This window comes from Nesterenkonia haasae (genome assembly GCF_010119385.1).
Lineage (GTDB): Bacteria > Actinomycetota > Actinomycetes > Actinomycetales > Micrococcaceae > Nesterenkonia > Nesterenkonia haasae.
The window spans coordinates 376,160-399,516 of sequence record NZ_VFIE01000019.1; the positions used below are offsets into that span (position 1 = coordinate 376,160).

25 protein-coding genes are annotated in these 23,357 nt (G+C 60.5%); 15 read left to right on the plus strand and 10 right to left on the minus strand.

Translation table 11 applies throughout. The features are described 5' to 3' along the window. Positions 1-311: 311 nt before the first annotated feature. Positions 312-1,619 carry an SIR2 family protein gene (locus FH975_RS08405; RefSeq protein WP_162320944.1) on the plus strand — a complete coding sequence of 436 codons (1,308 nt, stop codon included), beginning with the start codon at positions 312-314 and terminating at the stop codon, positions 1,617-1,619. 686 nt (positions 1,620-2,305) lie between these two features. Beyond that, the gene (locus FH975_RS17070) at positions 2,306-2,935 is read left to right on the plus strand and encodes an integrase core domain-containing protein (RefSeq protein WP_407938625.1); all 630 of its coding nucleotides are present in this window, start codon (positions 2,306-2,308) and stop codon (positions 2,933-2,935) included. Between the two features lie 64 nt (positions 2,936-2,999). Here FH975_RS17070 and FH975_RS08410 read toward each other — a convergent pair whose 3' ends face one another. Genes FH975_RS08410 through FH975_RS08420 form a run of 3 tightly spaced genes read right to left on the minus strand, consistent with a single transcriptional unit; the run spans position 3,000 to position 5,958 of the window. Continuing rightward, positions 3,000-4,049 carry an ABC transporter substrate-binding protein gene (locus FH975_RS08410; protein WP_162320945.1) on the minus strand — a complete coding sequence of 350 codons (1,050 nt, stop codon included), beginning with the start codon at positions 4,047-4,049 and terminating at the stop codon, positions 3,000-3,002. Then, positions 4,046-4,876, minus strand: a complete 831-nt coding sequence (locus FH975_RS08415) for an ABC transporter ATP-binding protein (RefSeq protein ID WP_162320946.1) — start codon at positions 4,874-4,876, stop codon at positions 4,046-4,048. Before FH975_RS08415 ends, FH975_RS08410 begins: the two co-directional genes overlap by 4 nt. After that, positions 4,873-5,958, minus strand: coding sequence for a FecCD family ABC transporter permease (locus FH975_RS08420; RefSeq protein ID WP_235928566.1), 1,086 nt, complete (start codon positions 5,956-5,958; stop codon positions 4,873-4,875). Before FH975_RS08420 ends, FH975_RS08415 begins: the two co-directional genes overlap by 4 nt. Before the next feature lie 262 nt (positions 5,959-6,220). Here FH975_RS08420 and FH975_RS08425 point away from each other — a divergent pair, with 262 nt between their 5' ends. The 3 genes from FH975_RS08425 (at position 6,221) to FH975_RS08435 (ending at position 10,536) form a co-directional block, all read left to right on the plus strand. After that, complete coding sequence (locus tag FH975_RS08425; RefSeq protein ID WP_235928567.1) at positions 6,221-7,933, plus strand: ABC transporter ATP-binding protein/permease; 1,713 nt, start codon at positions 6,221-6,223, stop codon at positions 7,931-7,933. Beyond that, complete coding sequence (locus tag FH975_RS08430; protein ID WP_202923109.1) at positions 7,933-9,594, plus strand: ABC transporter ATP-binding protein; 1,662 nt, start codon at positions 7,933-7,935, stop codon at positions 9,592-9,594. The genes FH975_RS08425 and FH975_RS08430 overlap by 1 nt, the downstream gene beginning before the upstream one ends. Before the next feature lie 510 nt (positions 9,595-10,104). Beyond that, complete coding sequence (locus FH975_RS08435) at positions 10,105-10,536, plus strand: GNAT family N-acetyltransferase (RefSeq protein ID WP_162320947.1); 432 nt, start codon at positions 10,105-10,107, stop codon at positions 10,534-10,536. A gap of 61 nt (positions 10,537-10,597) precedes the next feature. Here FH975_RS08435 and FH975_RS08440 read toward each other — a convergent pair whose 3' ends face one another. From FH975_RS08440 to FH975_RS08450, 3 genes are all read right to left on the minus strand, one after another. Then, positions 10,598-10,876 carry a hypothetical protein gene (locus FH975_RS08440; protein WP_162320948.1) on the minus strand — a complete coding sequence of 93 codons (279 nt, stop codon included), beginning with the start codon at positions 10,874-10,876 and terminating at the stop codon, positions 10,598-10,600. Positions 10,877-11,323: 447 nt separating this feature from the next. Continuing rightward, a complete protein-coding gene (locus FH975_RS08445; protein WP_162320949.1) occupies positions 11,324-12,313 on the minus strand; it encodes a quinone oxidoreductase family protein in 990 nt (329 codons plus the stop codon). Between the two features lie 53 nt (positions 12,314-12,366). Then, a complete protein-coding gene (locus FH975_RS08450; RefSeq protein ID WP_162320950.1) occupies positions 12,367-13,116 on the minus strand; it encodes an SDR family oxidoreductase in 750 nt (249 codons plus the stop codon). A 159-nt stretch (positions 13,117-13,275) separates the two neighbouring features. Between FH975_RS08450 and FH975_RS08455 the strand changes: the two genes are divergently transcribed. Continuing rightward, positions 13,276-14,085: a helix-turn-helix transcriptional regulator gene (locus tag FH975_RS08455; RefSeq protein WP_162320951.1), complete on the plus strand. Its 810-nt coding sequence runs from the start codon at positions 13,276-13,278 to the stop codon at positions 14,083-14,085. A gap of 337 nt (positions 14,086-14,422) precedes the next feature. Here FH975_RS08455 and FH975_RS16295 read toward each other — a convergent pair whose 3' ends face one another. Beyond that, positions 14,423-14,716, minus strand: a complete 294-nt coding sequence (locus tag FH975_RS16295; protein WP_202923110.1) for a hypothetical protein — start codon at positions 14,714-14,716, stop codon at positions 14,423-14,425. 135 nt (positions 14,717-14,851) lie between these two features. On the opposite strand from FH975_RS16295, the gene FH975_RS08465 reads away from it, so the two are divergent. Continuing rightward, positions 14,852-15,427: a TetR/AcrR family transcriptional regulator gene (locus FH975_RS08465; RefSeq protein ID WP_162320952.1), complete on the plus strand. Its 576-nt coding sequence runs from the start codon at positions 14,852-14,854 to the stop codon at positions 15,425-15,427. Positions 15,428-15,530: 103 nt separating this feature from the next. Here FH975_RS08465 and FH975_RS17075 read toward each other — a convergent pair whose 3' ends face one another. From FH975_RS17075 to FH975_RS08475, 3 genes are read right to left on the minus strand one after another with little or no spacing between them, the layout of a single operon-like run. Beyond that, positions 15,531-15,659: a DUF4260 family protein gene (locus FH975_RS17075; RefSeq protein WP_407938626.1), complete on the minus strand. Its 129-nt coding sequence runs from the start codon at positions 15,657-15,659 to the stop codon at positions 15,531-15,533. Positions 15,660-15,678: 19 nt separating this feature from the next. Next, a complete protein-coding gene (locus tag FH975_RS16305; protein WP_202923112.1) occupies positions 15,679-15,846 on the minus strand; it encodes a DUF4260 family protein in 168 nt (55 codons plus the stop codon). 43 nt (positions 15,847-15,889) lie between these two features. Then, the gene (locus FH975_RS08475; protein WP_162320953.1) at positions 15,890-16,750 is read right to left on the minus strand and encodes an alpha/beta fold hydrolase; all 861 of its coding nucleotides are present in this window, start codon (positions 16,748-16,750) and stop codon (positions 15,890-15,892) included. A 90-nt stretch (positions 16,751-16,840) separates the two neighbouring features. Between FH975_RS08475 and FH975_RS08480 the strand changes: the two genes are divergently transcribed. The 8 genes from FH975_RS08480 (at position 16,841) to FH975_RS08505 (ending at position 23,345) form a co-directional block, all read left to right on the plus strand. Then, the gene (locus FH975_RS08480) at positions 16,841-17,344 is read left to right on the plus strand and encodes a CGNR zinc finger domain-containing protein (RefSeq protein WP_328821834.1); all 504 of its coding nucleotides are present in this window, start codon (positions 16,841-16,843) and stop codon (positions 17,342-17,344) included. A 604-nt stretch (positions 17,345-17,948) separates the two neighbouring features. Further along, entirely contained in the window at positions 17,949-18,182 is a 234-nt protein-coding gene (locus FH975_RS17080; protein ID WP_407938627.1) for an aldehyde dehydrogenase family protein, read from the plus strand. Positions 18,183-18,269: 87 nt separating this feature from the next. Then, a complete protein-coding gene (locus tag FH975_RS16580) occupies positions 18,270-18,659 on the plus strand; it encodes a thiamine pyrophosphate-dependent enzyme (RefSeq protein WP_235928568.1) in 390 nt (129 codons plus the stop codon). A gap of 93 nt (positions 18,660-18,752) precedes the next feature. Beyond that, positions 18,753-19,448 (plus strand): thiamine pyrophosphate-dependent enzyme, encoded by a 696-nt coding sequence (locus FH975_RS16585; protein WP_328821841.1) that lies wholly within the window; start codon positions 18,753-18,755, stop codon positions 19,446-19,448. Between the two features lie 40 nt (positions 19,449-19,488). After that, on the plus strand, positions 19,489-19,866 hold the full coding sequence (locus FH975_RS16590) for a hypothetical protein (RefSeq protein WP_235928569.1): 378 nt from the start codon (positions 19,489-19,491) through the stop codon (positions 19,864-19,866). 189 nt (positions 19,867-20,055) lie between these two features. Next, a complete protein-coding gene (locus FH975_RS16595; RefSeq protein WP_235928570.1) occupies positions 20,056-20,607 on the plus strand; it encodes a hypothetical protein in 552 nt (183 codons plus the stop codon). A gap of 271 nt (positions 20,608-20,878) precedes the next feature. After that, complete coding sequence (locus FH975_RS08500; RefSeq protein WP_162320956.1) at positions 20,879-22,300, plus strand: aldehyde dehydrogenase family protein; 1,422 nt, start codon at positions 20,879-20,881, stop codon at positions 22,298-22,300. Between the two features lie 202 nt (positions 22,301-22,502). After that, positions 22,503-23,345, plus strand: a complete 843-nt coding sequence (locus FH975_RS08505) for an oxidoreductase (protein ID WP_162320957.1) — start codon at positions 22,503-22,505, stop codon at positions 23,343-23,345. Positions 23,346-23,357 lie beyond the last annotated feature (12 nt).

A 23,357-nucleotide genomic window follows, 5' to 3' on the forward strand; every position in this document is an offset into this window, starting at 1 on the left:
TCCCGAGTTCGATGTAGGGAGGCGGAAAACGCTGCCACCCTAGTCGTCGTTGGTAATCCACCGTGGGCCCTAGGGTCGCACCTTCTTCGTAGGCATCTCGCAGCACACTTGGCAATCTCGCATTCACCTTCATCACTCTAATCTAGGGGGTGAACCAGGCCGGGCCCTGCACGTTGGACCAATCTTCACCGCGCATAGGAAATGTACCTACATGTTGAACAGGCGCGGCCCATCAATTGTGCCCACCAGTCATCCTTAAATTCGGGTCCAGCGGTGTGGTTTCGAAGGCGCGGGGCTTATAGCCTGGGTCCATGTCATTAGTGGTCGTCCTAGGTGCTGGCTTCTCAAAAGCTGTCTCACAACACCTCCCCCTCACTAACACTTTGGGCGACCAGGTAGTAGAACGAATCGAAGCAACAGGACGGACCGTGGAGCGCCCTCGGTCCTACCGGTTCGGAAGGTTCGAGACGTGGCTCTCCCGCTTGGCAGAACCCCAGCCAGATCTAGGGAGTGTCGAGAATCTCCACAACGCGGCGCTCTTCAGTGAGATGTCCCGCGCTATCTACGAAATCATCACCGAGAAACAAAGGGTGGCCGAAAACGAAGGCATACCTTGGTGGACTCAACGACTCATCGGCTGCCTTCACTTTGCCGAGGCAACGGTGCTCACTTTCAACTACGACACCTTGTTTGAAACGGCCCTAAGGTCCAGCGGCTTGTCCGGCGAAGGGCCGGACGGCCACGAAACCAGGGTCACGATAGATTCGGCAGTTCGGAATATGCCCATGCGCGCAGAACCTCCGACGAGTGGTATCACTTTCGGGATGCCCCACTCGAAAACCTTGCGACTCATCAAGCTCCACGGGTCAATAGACACGTACTGGGTCAAGGGTGACGCAACCGGGTCCACCATCCAAAGATGGGCGGGGACCGCGGCCAAGCGTAAAGAGATTCTTCCCGGTCGCGAACCGTTTATAGTCCCTCCCAGCGCCACTAAGACGCCCTTTTACAGAAACCCGCTCACGCGACAGTTATGGATGGACGCCTCAACTGCACTGAGCAATGCGTCTCAAGTAAGCCTGATTGGATATAGCTTCCCAGAAACGGACCTAGTTACTGCGGGAATGTTTGGGGAGCAGCTATCTGAGACTACTTCCCAAATTACGGTAGTGAATCCGCATCCCAGCGGCCCTCTAGAAACACTCCAGAACCTTGGCATTTCCGGATATCGACTCGATTCAGTAGACGACGTGGACACGTACGTGACGATGCTCGAATCAGACCTCCCGAGACCGTCATTCCCAGATGTACAAGATATCGATCTCGAGAAACTCCCAGTAAGAATCAGCAGAGGCCAAGTCCGGCCACTTCGCATCCGCACCCTAGCCGAACGCGGCGAAGAAACCGTCGTATACGCCGCCAATAAGGATCAAACAACAGACGGTGGTCCCACCGCGGCTCAGTTACGGGATTCACTTTCGACGCATCCCAGACGAGTTTCCATCGAATTCCCGGACGGCAAGTCAGCCCCCGTTGCGAAGATTTCACTGAGCCGTCGAGGACCTCCAGAAATTCGCCTCCACCCCACGGCCATACCCAGAGATTCACAAACACTGTAGCTATGAACAGTCCACCTGTCCCGTACAGCGAAGTACAGATAGGAGATTCTCCACAACTCGAACGTCGTTGAGTTCACTGAGGACTACACTCCTGCGCATGACGCCGACCGCAAGCTGGTCGGTGACCGCGCGTGATCCACTTAATAGTCCTCCGGTGCCACTGCCTTCACAGAAATGCCCGCTTACCCCGCCCGACAAAAAAGCCCGCAGGGCGCCTTAGCTGCTACACCTACCTCCGCACTTACGGCTCCTCACGAAATAGTGAGATTGCTGTGCCCTCACTCTCAGGTCGTCGGGACGTAGTCGCAAACGAGCCTAAGGATTCCGACAAGTTAGTGAGACTGACCGCGTCTCACCAAAATGTCACTCCCCATGTCAGCGCCTGTCGCAAGTGACAAGATCCCCGGGATCCTACAATCGATACGACACGGTCCAGCACTGTTCTCTCTGTGGCGCGGCGGACAACGTGGATAATGACCGGATGGGTAGCCCCTGGATGCAAGGCCAACCCGGGCCAGATACGGCACTAAACTGCGCGAATGAGCCGACTCAGGGCAAGTTTCCTTGCTAGCCCTCGCGGCGTCTACGATCCCACCGAGGATGAAGTTTGCGACTACCTCTGCGAAGCATCCACGCATCGATCCGCTCTACAGGAACACTTGGTGGCATCGGAATTTCTTGTTCTCATGCCGCGCGGCGAGGGTGACTGCGTGCCTATCCGAAGGCTCCAACAGATACGGGACGCGTGCTTGACCATTACCAGTTTCTGGTCCCCGACCCATGCCCGCGTGACCACCATTGGTTGGAAGAAAAAGCACAACACGAGCAGACGCCACTCAGCGCTGAGGTACGGGAGCCCGGCTCAGTCCGCTGAAATCTACGCCCATTTAAGAACCCGCGACTTTCATGACGCGTGGGCCCACTCCCGGGATCATCACACTCCAGTTGCTCACGCCGCGACCGCTCGTAGTGATGCGATCGGTGATCGTTCAGGCTCAAGTCGTTCTTCCTCACTTCCCTCGTGGGAAGAGCCCGTGCTCGTGATCAGCATCGCAACATGTTTATACATGAGAACGAGTCGCACTTGTCGTCAAGGCCCGTTGAGGGACGCGAGCCTGTGGGGCCCGATGAGACCAGGGAGTCTTCGGGTTCCCGCAGCGCCACTCCGTGCCCTTCTGATCCTCATCTCGCACATTGAGGGAAGGCCACTCCCCTACCTGTCAGGCAGAACCACCTGTTCAATCGACGCGTCAGCTGTCATGCGGATGGCAACCGCGCCTGACAGGCGTGGACTCATTGTCCGGTGGTGGTCCTGACCGCCTTGACCAACGGCGGTGAGTGCGCCACGGGCAATGCGGTCAGGACCACGGGTTGTGGAGCTTAGAAGGCTTGCGGGTAGAGCTCGGCGGCGATGGTCTCCACGGCGTCGATGTTTCCCAGAGTTCCGGGGTAGAGATCACTTTGATCTACTGCGATCAGCCGATCATTCTCTACCGCGGGGGTATCGGGGAAGGTGGTGGTGAGGTACTCCCGTGTCTGTGCCTCGTTCTCGGGCCCGGAGGTGCCGAAGACGATCGCTTCGGGGTCTCGTTCGATGATCTCTTCGGGGTTGATCTCCGTGGCGAAGAATGCTTCAAATTCAGGAGCTTCGGGATCGAAGACGTTCTCTCCCCCGGCTTGGAGGATGATGTCGGCTTCGACCCCTGCCCCGATGGCGCCCAGGGAGTTGCCTTCGACATAGACCTGCGCGACGCTGAGCGGGTCCTGATCCTCGATCGCGTCCTCGACCGCAGTCAGACGAGCCTCAGCCTCATCGTTCAGTGCCGCGGCCTCCTGCGGGACGCTCATGATCTCGCCCAGGTTGGTGATGTCAGTCATCACGTCGGTGACCTCTGCGGTGTTGCGTCGTTCGGCACAACCGCCGGTCGCGACGTAAGCCTGTGCACCGTTGTCGGCGAGCTGGTCAAGGCTGGCGAAGCCCTGTTCGGCGGTGAATTCATACTCCGTCGGTGAGACGACGAAGTCAGGGCTGGCCGCCAACAGATCCTCTCGTCCTGGTGGCATATCTGTGCTGAGCACCGGGATATCGGTGGCCTGGTCGGCAACCTCCTCAGGCAGCGCGGAGGTCTCGGTCTGGGCTTGGCCCACGAGCGAATCTGCAGGGACCCCGAGGCGCAGAAGGAGCTCTGTCTGGGAGGGCATCATCCCGACCACGCTGGTCGGTGCGGCCTCGAAGGACAGTTCCCGTCCGCAGTTCTCAACAATGACGGTCTCACCGGCAGCCGTGGCCTCAGAGGTTTCCGCACCGTCCGAGGAGACACCTCCCCCACACGCGGTGAGGGTCAACGGCAGCAGCGCCGCCAGCGCGGCGGAGGCAATGAGGGCCCTGGACCGTGGTGATCGCGAATCGATGTCGGGGACGGTGTTCATGGTGTGTGGAGTCCTTTCGGGGTGGTGTTCAGAGCGTTGCTCTGCTGGGGTTCGAATCGCGGGGTGCGGGCGTCGAAGAGGAAGTGGGGCTGGCCCGTTGCGGGGTGGGCCACTGCGGTGGATTCCACCGTGAAGACCCGACGGATGAGCTCCGTGCCGAGCACAGCCTCGGGAGATCCGTGGCTGACCAGTGATTCATCTGCCAGCACTGCGATCTCGTCGCAGCTGCGGGCGGCGAGGTTGAGGTCGTGGAGCGCGATTATCACCGTCCGGTTGGTGGCGCGGATGAGATCGAGGAGCTCGAGTTGGTGCGCAATGTCGAGGTGATTCGTGGGTTCATCCAGGACCAGCACCGGGGTGTCCTGCGTCAAGGCCCGGGCGAAGAGGACACGTTGCCGCTCGCCACCGGAGAGGACTGAGAACGATCGATGGGCCAGGTGCCGGGCCCCGACCTGATCCAGGGCACGCTGCGCGTGGGCAATATCGGCATCCGAGTCCCGCCCGAAACCCTTGCCATGAGGAATCCGCCCCAGAAGCACGAGTTCCAGGACCGGCATGTCGAACTCATCGTTGTGTTCCTGGGTCATGAAGGCCACCCGTTGGGCCAGCTGGCGCCGGCCGAGACTGGCGATCGGAGTGCCGTCGTACCGGACAGTGCCCCCGGATGGGGTGTCTATGCCGCACAGGGCACGCAGCAGCGTGGATTTTCCGCTGCCGTTGGGTCCGATGAGACCAAGGACCGCGCCAGAGGGAACTGTCAGGGAGACGTCCTTGATGACTCTGCGCCCGCCGCGGTGGGCGTCGAGACGATCAACGGTGACCTTCATCGTCCGGTCCCAACGTTGTCGGCACGGTCGCGGCGCAGCAGCCAAAGGAAGAAGGGCGCTCCGACCAGGGCGGTGAGCACTCCCAGTGGGATCTCCGACGGAGCTGCCAGCGTCCGGGCCAGCAGGTCACAGGTGGTGAGGAACACCGCCCCGGAGAGAACCGCGACAGGAAGCATCCTGCGGTGGTCCGAACCGACGATGATGCGGGCGATGTGAGGAATAATCAGCCCGACAAATCCGATCCCACCCGATACCGCGACGACGGCGCCGGTGAGCAAGGCCGCTGCGATGAGCACCGTGGTGCGGAGCTTGTTGACGTTAATGCCCAAAGAGCTGGCCGCGTCGTCCCCGACGAGCAACGCGTTCAGCGCCCGGGCGCGCAAGGCAGTAAAGATTCCTACCCCGACCAGGGCCACGACAGGCAGGGCGAGACTCTGCATCGTGGCGGCCGAGACTGATCCCAGAAGGAAGAACATGATGCTGAAGACGTTCTGAGCGTCGGTGGAGATCGTGAGATAACTGGTGATCGCGCTGAACAGCGACCCCAGCGCCACCCCGGCGAGGATCAGACGCTGCGGAGCAATCCGGCCGTTCTTCCGCGCCAACAGGTATACCGCAGCTGTCGCAATGAGGGCTCCGACGAAGGCTGATGCCCCGATGCCTAAGGAGCTGACTCCGACGCCGAGGACGATGAACGACACCGCCCCGACTCCTGCCCCCGCGGAGACTCCCAGGATGTAGGGCTCCGCCAGGGAGTTGTGCACCACGGCCTGCAGCAGAGCCCCTGCCAGGGCCAGGGCCGCTCCGGTCAGGGCCGCCAGGAGGATCCGTGGCAGCCGGAACTGCCACACGGCGCTGTCCTGCAGTGGAGTCAGACTCCCGTCGCTCATCCAAGGCATTCCTGGAATCAGGTGCCCCGCAATGATCTTCATCGCCTCGATGGGGGCTACCGGGATTGTTCCAACGCTGGTGGAGGCCACTACGACTGCGACCAGGAGGATGGTGAGGGTCGGGACAAGGATTCTTGTGGCCAGCTGACCCCCTCGAGGCCGACGATCCGTGTCGGGTTTTTTACCTTCCAAGGAGACCTCTGGTCGAACTCCGTTACTCCTCCGAAGGAGCTTAATGCTCGGGGAACTCATCACTGAGCGCTGGTTTCGAGAGACACCCCAAAAGAGTTTCGGGCGGTGCGAGTTGGAAGGTGAAGAAACACTCGGTTACTGTATGGCAAATGCTTCTCGTTAGCAATTGTGGCCAAGACTCTTCAGTGAGCAGGGCTGATGTGCCAGCCAAGCCCTTGGTTCCGTGCGGTAATCCGCCTCCGCCCGAACGATTTCAGCCGGGTTGCGTGCAGCAGAGCCGACGGGAGTGCGGGAGGCGGAACGCACGGCGTCCCTGGACTACCCGGTCATGATGATCGTCCCTGAACTCTGGCGGGAGGCTGTGAGGTTCCGCGCTCGTTTTGCCTGGACCATCATCTGGCTTGTCCTGGTGTTCGCGACACACGTGGCTCAAGCCCTCGCCATCGCCTGGACCCTGGCAAGTGTGATCAGCGGGCGTGCCGACGAGGTGTGGCTCGCACTAGGCATGATTCTCGGAATCGCGGTGCTCCGCCTGCTGCTGTCTCTGGCGCAAGCCGATTCGGCGGCCAGACTTGGAGGACTCGTCCGACGCCGCCTCCGAGAACACGCGATCCCCGCGGCTCTCTTAGCCCCGCGGCTCCACGACACCACTGCCCGGGATGGCGCCGTCAGAGCCAGCCTCGTAGATGGGATCGATGGCACCGACGCCTACGTGGCGAAATACATCCCGGCCACCGCCCAAGTAGTCCTGGCTTGCCCCCTGGTCGTTATCACCGTGGCAATCCTCAACCCCTGGGCTGGGGCGTGGGTAGGGCTCGCGGTCGCCCTGGCACTCACAGGGCCCTTGCTGTGGAAGAAGGTCGCATCCAGGCGTGGCTTGGATCATTGGGATTCCTATGAAGATCTCAGTGCAGATCTTCTGGAATCCCTGCGCGGCATGGCCACCCTTCGCGTCCTAGGTGCCGTGCCGGGGACACGGCGTCGTCTCCACGACCGGTCGGAGGCACTGCGTTCCGCGACAGAACGGGTGATGAGAGTATCTCTGGCTGAAACCGGAGTGACGGACTTCGCCGTCCAGGCCGGAGTAGTCGCAGCCGGAACCACAGCGGCCCTCCACGCAGCCACCGGTCAGCCGCCGGCGTTGGAGACGTATCTGGTTCTCCTCTTGGCTTCAGAGGCGTTTCGTCCGATCCGCGAGCTCTCCCGACACTGGCACGCAGGCTTCATGGGCCTAACAGCGGTGCCCGAAATGGTCCGGCTCGGCGCATTCGACAGCTCCGCCCATCACGCCCCACCCGAAATCCCCAACGCAGCAGAATCTCCAACCACCGCCCGAGAGCTCCACATTCAGACGGTGACCTACCGCTACCCAGGCGCAGACCACCCGGTGCTCAAGGAGCTGACCCATACGTTCAGCCGCGGGACCCTCAGCGCCGTGGTGGGCACATCTGGGGCCGGCAAGTCGACATTGTTCGATGTCCTCTTGGGGTTCCTGGTCCCTGAGAGTGGTGAGATCCTGCTCGATGGCCACACACTGCACAGCAGCGACATCGCTGTGGTGTCTCAGCGGCCGGTCCTGTTCACCGGCACGATCCGCCAGAACCTCATCGTCACCGGTGCGCGTTCCGAGGTCGAACTCGAAGCCGCCTGCGCGGCAGCCGGAATCCTTGACGAGATCCTCGGGTGCTCGCAGGGTTTCGACACGGAGGTCAGCGAAGCCGGGCTGAGCCTTTCCGGCGGACAACGTCAGAGACTTGCCCTCGCCAGAGCGCTGCTTGCCAGACGACCAGTGCTGCTGGTGGACGAGCCCACCAGCGCGCTAGACGCCGTCCGGGCCGCTGAAGTGATCCACACCCTGCACCGGGTCGCAGCCGACCGGATCGTCCTGATGATCAGCCACCGTCCGGAGAGTCTTCTCGACGTCGACTCCGTCCTGTACTTGGACAACGACCGTCCAGATCGGATCGTCCGGTGATGCCACCCTCGTCACCCAACGCTTTTTTCACGCTGCTCCCGGTGCTGCGCACCGAAAGACGGGGCATGATCACCAGCTACCTCATCGGCACCGCCAGTGCACTCACGCTGACCGCAATCACAGTACTCACCGCCTGGGTGGTAGGACACGCCATCGTCGAGGCGAGCCTTCCTGATCCATTCATGTGGGTGGCACTCATCGGACTGGTCTTGGGCAGGACGATCCTGACGTGGAAAGAGATGGACATCTCCCATGCGCTGGCATACCGAGTCTTGGCGCGTATGCGCATGGCACTGTTCGACTCCTACTCGCACAGCGTTCCGTCTCGACGCCGAGAACACTCCGGGCAGACCACCAGCGTGGTCATGGACGATATCGAAAAGCTGGAATTCTTCTACGCCCACACCCTCGCCCAGATTGCGACCTCGATCACCGTCTTGTTCACCACCCTTGTCACCGCGACGTTCCTCCTGCCCGAAGCCGGACTGGTGATGACCGTCGGAGCGAACAGCATCGCTGCAACTGCACTGCTCGGCAGACGCAGCATGCGCGACCTCGGGAGCAAAGAGCAGCTCTGCCGCAGCACGCTCTCCACTGAGCTCGTCGACGCGCTCGGAGCACTGAGAGAAGTCCTGAGCTTCGGACTCATCGGCCCTATCACCGCTGAAGCTCTCGCCACCACTGACCGTGCCACGGACATCAGCCGCAAACGGGCGCTTCTTGCCGAACTGACCACAGCGATCCGCGATCTCACCGTGACTGCCGTCGTCATAGGGGTCATCGCGACCAGCGCCTTGGCCGCTGGCCTCTTCAACGATCCGGGCGAACCTCGATTCACCGCAGCCGCACTTCCGGCATTGATCGTTGTGTCCTTGGCCGGAGTCTCTGCGGTCACTGAAGCGACCACCACGGTGACACAGCTGCATCCGCTCACAGCAAGCGCCGACCGAGTCGCCCGCGGCATCCATCGGCCCACTGTCGTCGACCCCTCAAAGGCGTCCGAGAACCTGCCTTCGGGGCCGCTTGGACTGCGCTTCGATCACGTATCCTTCAGCTACGACGACCAGACCGACGTGCTCTCGTCCTGGTGTGCAGAGATCACGGCCGGGGAACATGTCGGCATTGCCGGCCCCTCCGGGTCGGGGAAGAGCACCGTGATCACCTTGGCTGCTCGTCTCTGGGATCCCTCCCATGGCGGCATAGAGCTCATCTCCGACTCGGGATCGGGGATCTCTCTGAGAAACATCGAAGATCCCAGCCTTCGAAAAGCCATCGCCGTTGTCGACCAAGAGGCCACCCTGTTCCACGGAACAGTCCGAGAGAACCTTCTACGAGGTGCCGGTCCAATGCATGACACCGAACTCCTGGCAGTGCTGGATCGGGTGAAGGCCTCGGAGTGGGTCACGCTTGAGGACCACGTCGGCCAAGGCGGCCTGCGGCTCTCCGGGGGACAACAAGCCCGGCTCTGCCTTGCCCGCGCCCTCGTCCGGAAACCGCAGGTCCTTCTTATTGACGAGGTGACTGCCAGCTTGGACTCGGAGACCGAGCGCATCATTTCTGACGTGATCGCGGACTATAAAGGCACGGTACTCATTGCCTCGCACCGGCGTGAGACCCTGCAACGGCTCGACCGGGTGCTACATCTCACCTCAACCCGTTGAACTTCAATGCCCGCGCGGTTGAGGGCACCTGACACATCAGGTCGCTGGCAGGTGCCCATTTCTGAGGATTACGACAAGTTAGTGAAACAAGCCGCGTCTCACCGATATGTCACATCCCATGTCAGCGACTGACGCGTATGACAAGATCCGTAGGATCCTACACTTGTCGTGTAGGTTCTCGGTTTTCATGTCATATTCTCAATTTCGTGTCACCCTCATGTCAGTCTTCTCATTTTCATGTCTTGACTGTCGTGCTTGTCGCAAGACCCTGCCAAGTCACCCAAAACCTCCAACGGTCGGACACACCAAGCACTCACGAGCCTGCCACCGTGTGCCAGTTATCTCCCGCCAGCGGACAAGTAGCCGGACCCCCTATACGGCCACCCCTGACTGCATGGTCTCGACGCTCCTGGTCAGCAGCGGGTGTGTCCGGTGGGGTTCTCCATACTGCGGCGCGGTTACCCATCGGTCGTTCAACCCGTTCACGTTCGCTCGCCTACTGTGGTTAGCATGCAGACCGAAGGTTTCACCGTTGAGCCGTCTCCCGTGCTCAGCATGGACGAAGTCGTAGCGCTCTACCGCGAGGTGGGGTGGACGACATACGCCGATGATACCGTGACACTTGAGGCAGCGTTGGCCGGCTCTTCACACGTCGTGGCGGCTCGGCGCGATGGGCGCCTCGTCGGGCTGGCACGAGTGATTTCTGACGGAGCCACGATCTGTTACCTGCAAGACGTGCTGGTCCACCCTGACGCCCAGCGGGCCGGTATTGGCCGTACCCTCGTCGTCGCCGCCTTGGAGCCGTACCACTCCGTGCGTCAGAAGGTTCTGCTTACGGATGACGAGCAAGGTCAACGCGCCTTCTACGAGGCCTTGGGATACCAGGAGGTCCGAGAGCACGGCACTGGTTCTCTGCGAGCGTTCGTTCGCTTCGACGCCTAACCAACTCAGCAAGTCCGCAAAGCGATTCTTTTGCGGGCACCTTCATGCGGCCCTGTTAGCTCTAGTTGGCCTCCACTCCGGGAAGGTATCCCGTCGATCGTTCTCCATCTAGCGCCAAATGTGTTGGGGGAGGGACCTGAGCGTGATTCTCCGAAGTGTCTCCCGTGGCAGATTCGAGGTGCGTATCCGATTCTCTGGTGGGGATTCTTGGTTGGGGCCAGACGGCGCGCAGTATGCGGATTGCATCTTCCAGGTTGGTGCCAGCTTGGGTGCTGGTATCGGCAAGTTGTCGAGCAGCATTCAGCACCGGCTGGGATGTCGTGGTCGCGCTGCGGCTCACGCGGGTGCCTCCGCTGGTGCGAGCGGTGAGGAAGCCTTCGCCTTCCAACGCTTTGTATGCCTTGTGCCAGGACAGCCTTGCGTACTCACGGGGGTGTAATCGCGATATCGAGCGTGGGCTCTGGCGCTCTCCTGCGCGCTGCTATTCCCACTTACAGTTGCCTCACAGGGATTCCAATTCGAGCCGATCTGGCTCACTGCGGCAAAACAGAGACCGACCAGATGGTATGAATCGCCCACGCTCCCCCAGTAGTGGTTCGCGTCCCAAGAACTAGGACCGCTGCAGTTCCTCACTTCCTTTTGGATCGAAGTAGTACGACGTTGACCCACATGGTGCAGTCCGAGATCGACGCATTGATGACGCCGATACCTATGCTTCAGGTGATCGAAGCCGTGGCCGCTCTCTTGGCGGCGCGCGCCGGACGGGCCGGACAGGGCACCTTCTTTCTTAGTGTGAGGTGGAGCCGAAGTGGGGTTGCGATTTCACGCTGATGATGACTTTTCCCTCGGCTCTGCCCTCGCGTAGGTGGGTGAGTGCTTCAGGAAGCTGTGCAAAGCTCCAGGTGCCGCCGTCAAGGACGGGGGTGACCCGTCCATCGATGATGGCAGGCAGCAGGTGCGTGCTGACCGCGGAGAACAATCCACCCATCACGGTGGCAGGGGTGAGCCCGTAGGAAACTGATCTCAACAGAACTTCTCGCTTGGCCAGCGGGAAGAGACTGACTTCCGCAGTGGGAGAAGCCAATCGCCCGACGCTGATCACCGCACCACCGATGCGCGCGGACTGGATGCACGGGTCAACGAACCTCCCACCGACGTGATCAAGCACCAGGTCCACGCCTCGGCCCCCGGTGAGGTGGCTGACCTGCTCGGCTAAATCGCCACCGTCAGTCACGATGGCGTGATCGACCCCGGCGCGCTCCAGCAGACCAGTGCGGGAAGCACTGCGTGTGGTACCAATGACAACCCCAGCCCCGAGGGCGCGAGCAATCTGGACACCCAGTGCGGCAATGCCCGAACTGGCGGCGGTAATCAGTACGGTATCTCCGGAGCGCAGGCCGCCGGCACGCAGTGCTCCGTACTCAGTGATCAGTGAGATGGGCAGAGCTGCCGCACTGGTGGGGTCCAGCCGGTCTGGAATGGGGGCGACATGGGTGTGGTGAGCGGTGGCGTACTCGGCGAACGCTCCACTGCTGATCCCCATCACACGGTTGCCGATCAGCGCCCTGTCGACCGTGGAGCCGACGTCGGCGATTTCTCCGGCGAACTCGTAGCCAGCCACTTGTTCGGCGGTGACTGGAGCAAGGTCTGCGTTGTTCAACGCGACAGCCTCAACCCGGACCAGAACCTCATCGGCGCCAGGCTGAGGGAGAGCGCGCTCTGTGAGAACTGGAGTAGGCGTCTCGGGTGAAGCGACGAATGCGCGCATATGGGTCATTGGAGAATTCCTTTCCTATGTAATGAGCCGCCGGCTTCGGCACTATTGGACTGTCAGGGGCGTTGTGTGGTGGGGCGGACAATGATTTCGCTGACGTCGACGTGCGCATCGGCATTGACGGCGAAGGCGATTGCATCGGCAATAGCAGTCGGTGGCAAGGCGCTCTGGCGGTAAGTACGCATGGTCTCCCGAGCGGCGGGGTCCGAAATGGTGTCGGCAAGCTCAGATTCGGTCACCCCCGGGCAGATGGTAGTGACCCGGAGACTCGGATCACTTTCGATGCGGAGGCCTTCACTGATGGCCCAGGCGGCGTATTTAGTTGCACAGTACACAGCCCCGGTGGGAACTACCTCGTGCGCACCGGTGGACGCCAAAGTGATGATATGCCCACGGTCCTGCTTCAGCATCACCGCCTGAGCGGCGGCGATTCCATGGAGGACACCACGGATGTTGACATCGATCATCCAGTTCCACTCTTCGACCTTGGCCTCAGCCAACGGTGATATCGGCATGATCCCTGCATTGTTGACAAGTACGTCTAACCGACCGTATTCAGCAACGATCGTGTTCACGCACTGAGTGACGTTCTCCAAGTTAGTGACGTCCAAGAAAGTACTCTTGGCAGTGCCGCCGTTTTCCTCGATGATATCGACGAGTTCGGCCAGCCTGTCAGTGCGCCGCGCACCCAGAATGACGGTATGTCCCTGGGCTGCGAGATGCGTTGCCGTCGCCGAACCAATACCACTAGATGCTCCGGTGATCAGGATGATCTTCTGCTCGGCTGCAGAGTGTTGCTCAGTCATAATGATGTCTCCCTCATGGTGTATTCGGACTCTAGTCTGCTGGCTCTTTTGAGGCAGCTGTTCCAGGCTGACTGAGACCATCGACTTCAGCCAGGCCGGGATGAACCTGGGTGCGCTAGGGCCAGGAAGAGCACCGCTGTCTCGTCTAGTCTTAGACACATGAAGATCGGCGATTTCCTGCGCAGCGTGCGTTCCCGGCTAAGTCCTGAGGCTTTAGGTCTTCCATCTAGCGGCCAGCGGCGTGTCGCAGGGTTGCGGCGAGAGGAAGTCGCGGTGCTTGCCGGGATCAGCGTGGACTACTACACCAGACTCGAACAGGGACGTGAACAGCATCCCTCCCATCAGATCATCGAGTCATTGGCACGGGGCCTGAATCTTTCCGGCGATGAACGAGAGCACCTGTTCCGCCTAGCCGGGTACAGCCCTCCGGCGGGAACAGCCGCAGACAAAGTAAAACCTGAACTGGCCCGACAAATGGGACGTTGGCGAGACCAAGCAGCTTTTGTGCTCTCCGGGACTCTGGACATTCTGGCGCCGAACCCACTCGCTCAAGCGCTCTTCCACTCGTTCACCGAGAAAGACAATCTCGCTCGGATGATCTTCCTGGATCCTGCCGCACGAACCTTTTACCGGCAATGGGACTACGCGGCAGACAGCACAGTGGCCGCCCTCCGACATAACTCAACCCGAGTGCCTGAAACGATCTTCACACCGGTCATCCGCGACCTCGCCGAGGCCAGCGACGAATTCCGCCTCCTCTGGGAGCGGCAACAGGTCAGAGGAAAGACCCATGCCGCCAAGCACCTGCACCACTCCGGGGTAGGTGACCTCACCTTGGAATATCTGGCATTCGACATCCCAGAAGCACCTGGTCAACAACTCATAGTCTACGACGCCGAGCCCGGCACCAATTCGGCCCAGGCATTTTCAATGCTGCAAGCATATTCTCCCGCACATCATGCCCTTTAAGATATGACCGGCGGGCTCAGCCCTGGGCTCTCTCAGTCTTCCTGGTCTAGTCCGGGCACGCACCAAACTATCCAGCAAACCGGCTCAGACTCTCGGCGGATACTGAGTCAAACCGGACCCGGAGCCAGCATCGTGGACTAATCAGGCCACAACCATCGGATTGGAGTTGTTATCTCGCGAACCTCGACGTTCAACAACACGCTTCGCCAGCGCGGCTTGGGCGGCAGCACCTCGATGATTACATCCCGGAGTTGGGATCGCTGTCGAGTATCAAGGGCCGCAGCATGACCGGTCGCTGACGTTCTTCGGCGGTGCTGAAGCGTACGAAGCTGCAAAGCTAAGTAGGGAGACGAAACGTCGGTTGTGTTCGCGCCAAGGTGTCCAGCTCGTGTACGACCGACCGGGATATAGCCTCCCTGCAGAAGAACGTGCTCAACAAGCGCCGCTGGCCCTCCATGGACGAGCTCCGCAGGGAGATCGTCCATGGATCGTCGCGCCGGCTTCCGACGGCAGAGCTGATGATGGATTCGACGTATTTTTGCCTGGTTCGGCCGATCCGGCCGGTGTTCATCGCACCGAGTGCGAGGGTACTGATTTGGACGCCGGTGCGTCCGAATGTGCGGTACTGCATGAGCGAGGTTCCTTCCGGTGGGCTGCGGTTCTCTAGTGAGGGCACTCCCTCTGACATAATGAAAGTGGAGCATTGCTCCGAATCAAATATGTGGAACAGTGTTCCGTATATGCAAGATTGCCATGAGGAGGTTCTGTGGACGAGAGCGAGAAGTCGCCTGTTCGTGCGAAACGGGCCGATGCCCAGCGAAATGAGAAGGCGCTGCTGGATGCCGCTGCCGCGGTTTTCGTGAGCTCGGGTGTCGATGCGCCGGTGCGCGAGATCGCGGCGCAGGCGGGTGTGGGGATGGGGACGATCTACCGGCATTTCCCCATGCGCGCAGATCTCATCGTGGCTGTCTACCGTCACCAGGTCGATGCTTGTGCCGAAGCAGGTCCGGGTCTGCTAGCAGAGAGCGCCTCACCGTATGAGGCGCTTGGCCGCTGGGTGGATCTCTTCGTAGACTTCTTGGTCACCAAGCATGGGCTCGCTGTGGCTCTGGGGAGTAATCAAGCCAGCTTTGCGACGCTGCATGATTACTTCATCGATCGCCTTGTCCCGGTGTGTAAACAGATGCTCGAGGCGGCGGTCGTTGCTGGTGAGATCAGGAGGGACGTTGGCGCATATGAGCTGATGCGCGGCATCGGCAATCTTTGCATCTTCGCCGACAAAGACTCTCGATACGATGCTCGCCGGCTAGTGGGACTGCTCGTCTCCGGCCTCCGCGTCTGATCCGCGCCTCGACTTTCGGAGGGACCTGAACGGCTCATGAGGGAATGTCTGGCTTCGATCTCGACGCCCAACGCCCATAACCCGATTCAGCGCAGAGTGTCCGCTAATGAGCCGGGCGCGGGGCTTTTCCGATGATACCGAGGTGGGTGTGGGTAAAGGGGCCGAGTTTCAGGCCGAAGCCCAAGGCACGGTCTATGGCAACATGGAAACCCCAGCAGGCAGCCAGCATCATTATCCAGTCGACACTCACGTCACTGAGCTGCAATACCCAAGTCCGAGAGGTCGAAGACAAGGAAGGTCAGCAGCAGCACCCACCACGAGTGGTTCCAGACCACCACAGCCAGAGTGATCCCGATTGCGATCAGCGCATTCTCGGCCTGTTGCCACCGCGATGCATGATGTTGTGCGTGTTCTTCCACCTCTGAGCCCCTTGTCTCGCCTCCAAAGAGGCACCCGAGGAACTCATATGGTTTCGCGCCAGTCTCTAATGATTCGGGCGACTTCATCCAGATGGGACTCCAGGAGGAAATGGCCACCATCAAGCAGCTCGATACGTGGTTTCTGGGCATCACGGTCGAACGCTGTGGCACCGGCCGGCCCAAAGATCTCATCGTTCTTCCCCCACACAGCCAGCACAGGAACCCCGGAGGTCCGCAACCAGTCATGCACCTCGGAGTATAAAGCGCGGTTGCTCGCGTAGTCAGCGAACAGGGCAAGCTGCACCCGGTCGACACCGGGACGGGCCAGCAGCGCAAGGTCATGCTCCCATGTGTCAGGAGAGACAGTGGAGGGGTCCGGAACTCCATGGGTGTATTGCCATTCCACGGCTTCCCGTTCCAGGGCTGGGCGCAGGGCCGCCTCATTGGCCTCTGTCGGGTTGTCTCCGTAGGCCCAGATGGGCTCCCAGAACTCAGGGACGAAACCGTCCTCGTAGGCGTTGCCATTCTGAGAGATCACACCCTCGATCGATCTCGGGTTCGCCAGGGCCAGACGCCAGGCGATCGGGGCCCCGTAATCCTGGACATACACCGTGTACCTCGTGATACCGAGAGCCTCGAGGAACGCGGCCGTCACCTCGGCGAGAGCATCGAAGGTATAGCCGAAGTCGTCAGCAGAGGGAGCCGACGAGCGACCGAAACCGATGTGATCGGGAGCGATGACGCGGTACTGATCAGACAGTGCCGGAATCAGGTGCCGGAACATGTGAGAGCTCGTGGGATAACCGTGGAGCAGCAGCATCACCGGGGCGTCCTGCGGTCCTGCTTCACGATAGAACACCTCCAGCCCATTGATGGACACAGTGCTGTGTTGGACAAGTGCCATGACTAACCCCTAAAAATTTTTTTGATAGTTATCACAACGGTAGCATGGTCCACACAAGCGATGAAACCAAGAGAAGGGTCGGCGCGCATCGTGAGGGTAATCAAGGACGAAGATCTGCTGATGGCGGTACTCAACAGTGCCCCAGTCGTCGACGGGAAGCCTACCGACCAGCTCGACGACTCGACCGGCAGTGAGCTCCTCAGCTGGTTCGGGGGCACCGGCACGGAAGCCGAACGTCTGCACCTACGGCGAACCCGCGGTGCTCTGCAAAGCATGGTCCGCGAGGAGGATGACGCTGTGGAGCACCTCGACCTTGTCGTGAGCAAGGCCGCGCTGCTGCCAGAGGTCACGAGCGACGGTATTCAATGGCAGCTCAACGCCCCCTCCGACGAACGGCTCGGCGTACGGACTGTGATGGCATGGTCGCACGTCATGGAGGAACTGCCTGGGCGTCTTCGCGCGTGCGCCAACATCGAATGCAACCTTTTCCTCATCGATCACAGCCGGCCCGGGACAGCGAAATGGTGTTCCATGGCGCTCTGCGGCAACAGGATGAAAGCTCGCACCCATGCTCGACGCACCCGAGGTTCATAATCGCCTACGCCGCAGTCTGCTAGGCGCCTAACGGTATTGAGTGGTGCGCACGCGGCACTCGCGGCGGCAAGTTCTGCCCCGGGCCCTAGGCGCTGGAATAGTCGACATCGCGTGCGACGAACTCGACCGTGGCGTCATGGCGTCCAAGGAGATCGGCAATCGTGCATAACGCCAGCTGGTCGGATAGGAGATCGGTGGCTAGCCCAGTAAGTCGGTGAGCCGCCGTGCCAAGGTGGCCCGTGAGACATGAGCCTGACCAACCAGCAGATCAATGGTCCATTACTGAGAAGGTGACTCGTGAGTGGCGGCCAGCACAGGTCCAACCACCGGGTCTGCGCTTGCCGCCTCGGAGAGCTCCGGGTGGTCTGCGTAGATAATCATCGCATTAGGTTGAACTCCGCGGAGTAGATTTTCTTTGACATTGTGTCTACTCGCCTTCTCCGACCCAGCGTGGGCCAGTCTCAGCCTGCTCACCACCTGCCGGCGGATCGTCCCCCTAAGCTGCCGGGAAACGAGATGCCCCTCGCGCACTGAATAGTCAGTCTGCTCATTCAGATCCAAGCACGCATTGGGCGCCCCCACCACGTACACCGGATGCTTCTGGATGATCGAGGACCGCAGACCCCCTCCGCTTATCACAGCATCAGAAGTGGGGTCGGGATATATCTGGATCAACGAAACGGAGAAGCGTTGGCTAGCAATGCCGTTCGACGGGTACAAAAACTCCGGCACGGGGCACGAACACGCCAAAGAGACAATGGACAGCTACTCGAAGCAGAAGTCGATCAGCGTGATCTTGAACGGACCTTCAGTCAGGCAAGAAACACCAAACAACTAAGGACGACCCTGCAATGAAGATGCCCATCCCCCAGTCAGCAAACCCGGGAGTGTCGTCTCATGACTCTCGCTGCTATAGGAGAAGTAAGTGAAGTTCAAAAGTGACGTTCCAACCTTTACGCACGCGGAAGACGTAGAAGTACTTTCTGAGGTCTCAAAGCGTGTGCTGTGGTTGGCTACCGCGATGGTGGACCATGCTAATCGGGTCCGACCCAATAAGTCGGGGTCGAAAGTGGGGGGCCACCAGGCGTCCTCAGCCTCGATGGTCGATATTGCGGTCGCTCTGTGGTTCCGTGAGCTTAGGTCCACGAACCGAATATCTGTGACGCCGCACGCTTCTCCGGTGCTGCACGCCATCACTTACCTACTGGGGGAGCTCGATGAATCGTATCTCATTACCTTGCGGTCTCTGGGCGGACTACAATCCTATCCCAGCCGGGCCAAAGACCCGGATCCGGTGGATTTTTCCACCGGATAAGTAGGCATAGGGGCAACAGCTCCGATATGGACGGCAATAGCCCACCGTTATGCCCGGGCGCATTTCCCTCAGACACCAGAAGCAGGACGGTTTATCAGTCTTCTTAGTGATGCAGAGCTGGACGAGGGTGCGATCTGGGAAGCAGTGGCAGACCCAGGTGTACCCCAGCTAGGAGAGCTGCTCTGGGTAGTTGATTTGAACCGGCAGTCGTTGGACCGCGTTGTACCAGACATACCGACCCAGCGTCTTGCAGGCATCTTCGAAGCTGCCGGCTGGCAAGTGATAACCCTGAAGTGGGGTCGACTAATTAACGAGGTCTTTGCCCAGGCAGGTGGTCATCACCTTCGGAATCGTTTAGAGACCATGCCCAATGAGGAGTACCAGCGGCTCCTGCGCTTGGAAGCGGATCATCTAGCCCTGCACCTGGTGGAGGAGGTGGAAGACGACTATGAGCGCAAGGAATTCGAGCAGTTGTTGAGCCGGCTCGGCCCAAACCTACTGGCAGTCGCGATCCGAGACCTGAGTGGGCACGACATGGAACAGCTCCTGGCGTCTTTCGCCCAGGCTGATGATCAACGGCCCACTGTAGTTTTCGCCTACACCATCACAGGCAAGGGTCTGCCCACACAGGGACATCCATATAATTACTCCACGCTGCTCACCGAGCAGCAGATGCATCAACGCGCCCACGACTGCGGCGTTGCGCTGGAGGAACCATGGCAGCGATTCGCCCCGGATAACGAGCCCGGGCAAGCTGTTCGCTCAACGAGCGCAGGCACTGCAGCGTGAACCTGCAGGGGATCCGCAGAAGCTTGACTTTCCCAAAGAGTTGGGACGAACCTACCGCAAACCCCTCTCCACACAGGCCGCATTGGGCCGCTTGCTGACTGCTCTGAACCATGACACGCCGCGTAGCGCTGCCAGGGTCGTTACCTGCAGTCCAGATATCTCCTCCACCACCAACCTTGGTGGATGGATAGACAAGAACGGTGTCTGGTCCGCGGCCGAACGCCAGGATTGGTTTGCCGATGACACCCAACGGCTCCTGAAATGGACAGAGACCTACACCGGACAACACATCGAGCTAGGAATAGCTGAGATCAACTTCGTTGGCCTGCTCGGGGAAATACGAACTACCTGGAGCCGCTGGAGACAGCGGTTGATCCCATCGGGGTTTTATACGACACTTTTCTCGGCCGAGCTCTAGAACCCTGGTCCTACGGGATCTACGCCGGAGGTAAACAATCCTCGTGGGCGCCCCCTCCGGTGTGACTCTGGCACCCGAAGGCAGTGCCACCAATCAGTGACAACCTCGGGCATCGGACTCCAACATCCAGGGTGCGTCGCCTGGGAACCCGCTTTTCCCCAGGACTTGGAATGGACTCTGCTACATGCGATGAGCAGTATCGGCAAACCAAGGGGCACTTCTTCCTACTTCCGGCTCTCCACCCGCCCCATCGACCCGGACCTGGCGCAGATCCCTGAAGACCGACACCTGCGTGAACGACGTCGACGCCATGCTATAGCCGGCGGCTACCGCATCAACGATTACACCCCTGGCGCCGAGGACATTACGCTTGTCGGCGCCGGAGCGTTGATGCCCGAAGTGCTCGCAGCCAAACACGCATTGGGTGACCTAGGCATCACCGCCGGAGTCGTCTGCCTGACCAGCCCAGACCTTGTCTTCCAATCCCTCCAACACAGGGGCGATCCCAACAGGACACCTATCAGCGACATTATTAATATCCTATTCCCACCCCAGCACCCCGCACCGTTGGTCACCGCCATGAATGGACACCCGCATACCCATTCGTTCCTTGGCGCAGCCAGTGGAGACCGTATACGAAATCTTGGAGTCACCACATTCGTACGGGTTTCGCGGTGTTTCCGGCCTGACGCGCCGGGCATGAGCTTGGCGGGATGGTTCCGTAATGACCGCGGCACCTAACAAGTGCTCACGACGTTGGGCGGGTCAAAGGCGTGGGAGCCCAGTGGTGGCACTGATGCGCGTTGTGCAGCGCTCGGTTCATATGCTCCTGGACATCCCCGGCAGCGTAGGTGGTACGGGGTTTCCTACGCAGCCGGTGCCTGGGAAATGCTCTCTCTGGTTGGGAACTTGGACAAGTTTCAGAATGGAGTCAGATCAGGGTTTGGAAGCGCTGGACAATAGGTTCGTGGCGCGGCTCTGTTCCTGTCAATGAAAGTTGGTTCTTCACCTCATGCGTGAGCATCATGAACTGTATATCGATGGGTCGTGGCGTGCCCCGCTGGAGCCATCAGTCCTAGAACTGACAGATCCGGCTACTGGGGAACCTAACGCCCGGATCTCTCTAGGTGGTGAGGCGGATGTTGATGCCGCGGTCGCCGCCGCGAAGCGCGCGTTCACCTCCTACTCACAGACGACTCCGCAGGATCGAATCGCATTACTTGAGCGGGTGTTGGCCGAATACGACTCCCGGTCCGAGGACCTCGCCCAGGCAGTGACCGAGGAACTGGGTGCACCGCTGGCGCTGGCCCGGGGCGCGCACGTGCCTTCCGGTCGGGTGCAGATCGCCACCGCGATCGAGGTTTTGAAGTCGTATGAGTTCACTGAGATGCGCGGAGACACCGAGGTCCGTAAGGAGCCACTCGGGGTCGCCGGCCTGATCACACCGTGGAACTTCCCGGTGCTTCAGCCTGTGGGCAAGACCGTATCCGCCCTGGCCGCCGGGAGCACTGCGGTGCTTAAGCCTGCCCAGAGCACTCCCTACACTGCAATTATTCTCGCCGAGATTCTGGATGCCGCGGGCGTTCCGGCCGGGGTATTCAACCTCGTCAACGGCCGAGGATCGGTTATAGGGTCTCGGCTGAGCTCGCATCCGGACGTGGGAGTCATCTCATTTACTGGCTCGCTGGCAGCCCAGACCCAGGTGGCCATGGCGGCCGCACCTACTGCCAAGCGTGTGGTCTCCGAGCTGGGCGGAAAGTCGCCGCACATCCTGCTGCCGGATGCTGATCTTAACATCGCTGTTGAGACTGCAATGACATGGTTGATGGCGATGACCGGTCAGCTGTGCAGTGCCCCGACCCGCACCTTGGTGCCCCGGGAACGGCTGGAGGAGTTCCTCGCCGTGCTGGTGCCTGCGGTGGAGAACATCGTTCTGGGCGATCCTCGGGCCCAGGAGACCACCATGGGGCCACTGATCTCTGCAGAGCAGTGGGACACCGTGCAGGGCTACATCAACAAGGGCATTGAGGAAGGCGCTCGCCTGGTCACCGGCGGGCTCGGAAAGCCTGAAGGACTGGAGGCCGGTCACTTCGTGAAGCCCACAGTCTTCGTGGACGTGGACAACTCCATGACCATCGCTCGGGAAGAGATCTTCGGGCCGGTGATGTCGGTAATCACCTACGACACGGTCGAGGAAGCAGTCGAGATCGCGAACGACACCCCCTTCGGTCTGGCCGCTTATGTCGGTGGTGAGGATCTGCAGGCAGCGCGCGCCGTCGCCGAGCAGATCCAGGCCGGTACGGTGCTGATCAACGACGTCGAGTTCGACTGGTCAGCTCCCTGGGGTGGCTACAAGCAGTCCGGTAACGGCCGCGAGTTCGGCCCCGACGGCATGGCCGAGTACCTGGAGACCAAGGTGCTGCGCGGAGCCTGACCTGAGTTCCTGGCTCTTTCGAGCCCGGTGCCCCGCCGTTGTCAGCACAAGCTGAAGGCGGCGGGGCACCGGCACCCGATACTTCCTATGCATTTCTTTCCCTGGCTGAGTCCTTCCAGGCCAGCCACCATAAGTAAGACTCACCTACACGGTGGATATCCACAATGGGACGCATAGTCCCTACAACCCAAGGAGTACATTCATGACTACATGGTTCATCACCGGTGCCGCACGCGGCTTCGGCCTGGAGATCACTCGTCAGGCACTTGATCGCGGCGACAATGTCGTGGCGACTGCCCGCAAGCCCGAGGCGGTGCAAGAAGCACTGCCAGGCTACGGTAAGCGACTGCTAGCGGTAGCACTAGATGTCACTGACGAGTCACAGGCCCACGAGGCCGTCTCTTCAGCCGTGGAGGCTTTCGGCTCGATCGATGTTCTGGTCAACAACGCTGGGCGAGGGCTACTAGGTGCGGTGGAGGAAACCTCCGATGCTGAAGCCCGCACAATATATGACACGAACGTCTTCGGCCTACTCAACGTCACCCGGGCGGTGCTGCCGATCATGCGCTCCCAGCGCTCAGGCAGGATTTTGAACTTCAGTTCTTTGGGTGGTTTCAGCGGCTCCGCCGGCTTCGGCATTTACTGCTCGACCAAGTTCGCTGTCGAAGGCCTCTCTGAGGCCATGCACGCCGAACTGGCAGGGTTGGGTATCGCTGTCACAGTGGTCGAACCAGGCTATTTCCGTACCGACTTCCTCGACGACCGGAGCTTGAGGACCGAAGGTACCGTGATCGAGGACTACGCGAACACCGCTGGAGCAGTTCGTGGAGCAGTCCCCGGCCTGAATCACGCCCAGCCCGGGGATCCAGTCAAAGGAGCCGCAGCTGTACTGACGCTGGCCGACGCCGAGAATCCGCCGGTGCGGGCCCAACTCGGCAGCGACTGCCTCCAAGAGCTGGACACCAAGATCACTCAGCTGCGCACTGAGTCCCAGGCCTGGCGGGATCTGGCGCTCTCCACCGATCACGACGACGTGCTGGTCTAAGAAGACACACTC